The sequence below is a fragment of the Luteimonas sp. 8-5 genome (assembly GCF_029763755.1).
Taxonomy (GTDB): domain Bacteria; phylum Pseudomonadota; class Gammaproteobacteria; order Xanthomonadales; family Xanthomonadaceae; genus Cognatiluteimonas.
In genome coordinates, this window is the sequence record NZ_JARUVM010000094.1 from 1 (window position 1) to 4,221 (window position 4,221).

A 4,221-nucleotide genomic window follows, 5' to 3' on the forward strand; every position below is an offset into this window, starting at 1 on the left:
GGCGGCCTCTTCCTCGGCGCGCTTGCGCGCGGCGGCTTCCTCGGCGCGGCGCTGGTCGGCTTCGGCCAGGCGCTGCTGCTCGGACAGATTGCGCTGGCGCGACTCCTCGAGCTTGCGCAGGATCTCCGCGCGCTCGTCGTCCGGCTGCGCCGACGGAGCGGCCACCGGCTCGGCGGCACCTTCGGTCGGCTTGACCAGGGTGACCTTCTTGCGCACCACCACGTCGACCGTGCTGCGGTTCTTGCCGCCGCCGACCGTGATTTCCTGCTTGCGGCTGCGGCTGAGCGTGATCTTCTTGGGCACGGCGATGTCTTCGGCGGCCTTGCCGGCCTTGCCGTGCGCGCGCTTGAGGAAGCCGAGCAGCTTGACCTTCTCGATGCTGGTAACGACCTGGTCGGGACCGTCGAAGCGCATGCCGGCCTCTGCCAGCTGCTCGAGCAGTTTGTCGACCGGGGTATTCACCAGTTCGGCCAGCTTGCGGATCGTGGTTTGTTGCGACATTCGGATTTCGATTCCTTGCGCCCGGCGGTGGGCCGCCTGGCTGTTGGAGAGTGCGATTCTACCCAGTATCCCGTGCGGTCAGCCCTCGCGCTCCAGACGGGCGATCTCTTCGGCGCGGGCCGCCAGGATCAGCGCGGCTGCCCGCGCCTCGTCCATGCCCTCGATGCCGAATTCCAGCACTTCGTCGGCGCCCAGCTCGCCGAGGTCGTCGGCGCTGTGGATGCCGTTGGCGGCAAGGGCGAAGGCGGTCTCCTCGTCCATGCCCTCGAGCTGCAGCAGGTCTTCGGCCGGCTGGTGCTCGTCGAGTTCCTCCTCCACCGCCAGGGCGTCGTTGAGCAGGGCGTCGCGGGCACGCGAGCGCAGTTCCTCGACGATGTCCTCGTCGAAGCCTTCCACCGCCAGCAGTTCGCCGACCGGGACGTAGGCGACTTCCTCGACCGTGCTGAAGCCTTCGGACACGAGGATGCCGGCGATCTCGTCGTCGACCTCGAGCTTCTCCTGGAACAGCGCGCGCGCCGCTTCCTGCTCGGCCTCGGACTTGGCCGCGACCTGGTCCTGGGTCATCACGTTGAGCTGCCAGCCCGACAGGCGGCTGGCGAGGCGCACGTTCTGGCCGCCGCGGCCGATGGCCTGGGCGAGCTTGTCCTCGGCGACCGCAAGGTCCATCGAGTGCTTTTCCTCATCGACGATGATCGACTGCACTTCGGCCGGCGCCATCGCGTTGATCACGAACTGCGCCGGGTTGTCCGACCACAGCACGATGTCCACGCGCTCGCCGTTGAGCTCGTTGCTCACGGCCTGCACGCGCGAACCGCGCATGCCGATGCAGGCGCCGATCGGATCGGTGCGGTTGTCGTAGGCGAGCACGGCGATCTTGGCGCGGTCGCCCGGATCGCGCGCGCAGGCCTTGATCTCGACCAGGCCCTGGCCGACTTCCGGCACCTCGAGCTTGAACAGCTCGATCATGAATTCCGGCGCGGCGCGGCTGATGAACAGCTGCGGGCCGCGGATCTCGTGGCGCACGTCGTACAGGTAGCCGCGCACGCGGTCGCCGGCGCGCAGCACGTCGCGCGGGATGCCCTTTTCCTTCGGGATGAAGGCTTCGGCATTGCCGCCCAGGTCGACGTAGATGTTGCCGCGCTCGGCGCGCTTCACCACGCCGGTCACCAGTTCGCCGACCCGGTCCTTCCACTGGTCGACGACCTGCGCCCGCTCGGCCTCGCGCACGCGCTGCACGATGACCTGCTTGGCGGCCTGGGCGGCGATGCGGCCGAAATCCGGGTTCTCGATCTGTTCCTCGATGTAGTCGCCGACCTCGACGTCGGGGCTGTCCTCGATGGCGTCCATCAGGCGCACCTGGCGGTCGGGCGACTCCATGACGACGTCGTCGGCCACGACTTCCCAGCGGCGGAACGTCTCGTAGCTGCCGTCCTTGGGATCGACGGCAACGCGGGTGAGCACGTCCTGCTCGGGGTAGCGCTTCTTGGCCGCCGAGGCCAGCGCGGCCTCGATCGCCTCGAGGATCACCGACTCCGGCACGCCCTTCTCGGCCGCGACCGCGTCGACTACAAGCAACAGTTCCTTGCTCATCTCAAACCTCTGTTCAATGTTTCTTCTGCTTGCCGGGGCGCGCATCGCGACCCGACTTGTCCCGTGCCGGCGCCAGCCCCAGTGCCACCCAGTCGGGCACCAGCCGCGCCTTGTCGATGTTGTCCACGGCCACGGCAATTTCCGTGCCGTCGACGTCGAAGACCACCATGTCGCCGTCCGTGCGCAGGATCGTGCCCTGCAGGCGGCGCCTTCCGTCCATCGGCAGCTTCAGCCCGACCTTGGCCACCTGCCCGGCGAAACGCCCGAACTGGGCCAGCGTGAACAGCGGCCGGTCGACGCCCGGCGACGACACCTCGAGGGTGTAGTTGCCGCTGATCGGGTCGGCGACGTCGAGCTGGGCGGAAACTTCGCGACTGGTGGCCTCGCAATCCTCGATCCCGACGGCGCGCTCGTCGCCTTCCGGAGTGTCGATGTACAGACGCAGCACGGCGCCGCCGGGAGCCGGCAGGTATTCGACACCAAGCAGCTCCAGCCCCAGCGACCCTACGGTCGGGGCGAGCAGTGCTGCGATCTCGTGTGCCTTGTCGGTCATCGGTCCTGTACGGCTCAAGAATCGGAAAACAAAAAGGGGCCGGCGGGCCCCTTGTCCAATCACGCTGGATTCCGGCGTGGCCGCCAACCGCAGCGACCGCGTAGCCCGACCTTCGCAAACGAAAAAGGCTCCGAGGAGCCTTGATCGCCAGCCGAAGCTGGTAGGGGGAGCAGGTCCAGCGCCCGAAGGGCAGCCAGGTCCTTGATCCTGCCAGGTCGCGCATGATAGCGGGACCGGGCCGCAGGGGCAAATCCCCGCTGTTCAGCCAGGACCGGCCCGGCGGAGCCGGCTCCGCAAGCAAAAACGGCGACCCCGTTGCCGGGACCGCCGCTTCGCGTTGCTGCTTGAACATGGTAGCGGGGGCAGGATTTGAACCTGCGACCTTCGGGTTATGAGCCCGACGAGCTGCCAGACTGCTCCACCCCGCAGCAAGCCGGTGATTGTAAGGGAGGGGCCTGAACAGCGCAACCGCGACGGATGTTTTGCGCACCTACGCAGGGCGGTCGACCTCGATGGGGGACGCATGCGATTGGGAATGGACGGGGCGTCGTGGGACCGGTTCGTGCCTGCCCTCGTCCTGCCCTATGCCATCTGGACGATTTACGTGCACCTGGTGGTGGCGATCCGGGGCAGTTTTACGCTGCTGCTTACAGGCCTGCCGGTCGTGGTCCTCCTGGCCGCCGCAGCCACGGCGGGATGGTTCCGGTTGCGCGAACGCGAGGCTCCCGCCCTCCCTGCATCGGCCACGCAAGCGATCCACCGGCGCACACCGGCCTTGGCGGTGCTCGCAACGGCAACCCTCTGGGTCGCCCTGTCCACGGCCGGGATGCCCTACCTGGTGTTCTGGTGGGGCGCGCTGCTGGGGACCGGCCTGGCATGGGTCTGGCTGCTGCGCGGCGGGGAGTTGGCACTGCCGGAATCCCGTTCGCGTTTCACCGCCGCGTGGCTCGCACCCGCATGGATCGTGCCGGCGGTCGTCCTCGTTGCGGTCTGCGTCGTGCTGTTCGCCAGCCGCCCGTCGGCGGACGACGCCTTCTACCTGAGCATTCCGGCGACGCTGCTGCGCTTTCCCGAGCAGCCGGTGCTGCTGCACGACACCATGTATCGCCTGCAGGACGCACCGATCATGCTGCCGTTCTACCGGCTCAGCAATACCGGCGTCCTGGTCGCCGTTGTCGCGCGCCTGACCGGTATCGATCACGTGCTGGTCGCGCACGTGGTCCTGCCCGTGCTGTTCGCGATCGCATGCGTGCTGGCCTGGATCCATCTCCTGCGACGCATCGTTCCCTCGCGCTGGCCGATTGTGTTGCCGATCCTGCTGTTGTGCGTGCTCGCTCTGGGCGAACAGCATCATGCTTACGGCAACTTCTCGTTCGTGCGCCTGTTCCACGGCAAGGCGATGCTGGCCAGCTGCCTGGTACCGGTGGTCGCCGCCGCGGCGATGGACCATGTGCGCCACGGCGGCATCCGGCGCTGGCTGCTGTTGTTCGCGGCGATGGTGGCGGCGCTCGGCGTCACCGCCAGCGCATTGTTCGTCGCACCGGCGGCGGCGGCGCTGGGGCTCGCGGGCGGGTGGT

4 protein-coding genes and 1 tRNA gene are annotated in these 4,221 nt (G+C 68.2%); 1 reads left to right on the top strand and 4 read right to left on the bottom strand.

The features are described from left to right. From QAA18_RS10000 to QAA18_RS10015, 4 genes are all read right to left on the bottom strand, one after another. The coding region (locus QAA18_RS10000; RefSeq protein WP_279412779.1) for a translation initiation factor IF-2 associated domain-containing protein at positions 1 to 501 on the bottom strand (501 nt) is incomplete at its 3' end. 78 nt (positions 502 to 579) lie between these two features. Further along, complete coding sequence (gene nusA, locus QAA18_RS10005; protein WP_279412780.1) at positions 580 to 2,091, bottom strand: transcription termination factor NusA; 1,512 nt, start codon at positions 2,089 to 2,091, stop codon at positions 580 to 582. Positions 2,092 to 2,104: 13 nt separating this feature from the next. After that, positions 2,105 to 2,644 (bottom strand): ribosome maturation factor RimP, encoded by a 540-nt coding sequence (gene rimP, locus QAA18_RS10010; protein WP_279412781.1) that lies wholly within the window; start codon positions 2,642 to 2,644, stop codon positions 2,105 to 2,107. A 351-nt stretch (positions 2,645 to 2,995) separates the two neighbouring features. Next, positions 2,996 to 3,072, bottom strand: a tRNA-Met gene (locus QAA18_RS10015). A 134-nt stretch (positions 3,073 to 3,206) separates the two neighbouring features. Here QAA18_RS10015 and QAA18_RS10020 point away from each other — a divergent pair. After that, positions 3,207 to 4,221: DUF6077 domain-containing protein (locus tag QAA18_RS10020; RefSeq protein WP_279412782.1), on the top strand; the 1,015-nt coding region annotated here is incomplete at its 3' end.

Coding starts and splice junctions, on each gene's coding strand:
- rimP (WP_279412781.1), bottom strand. CDS start 2,644: ATGACCGACAAGGCACACGAGATCGCAGCACTGCTCGCCCCGACCGTA.
- nusA (WP_279412780.1), bottom strand. CDS start 2,091: ATGAGCAAGGAACTGTTGCTTGTAGTCGACGCGGTCGCGGCCGAGAAG.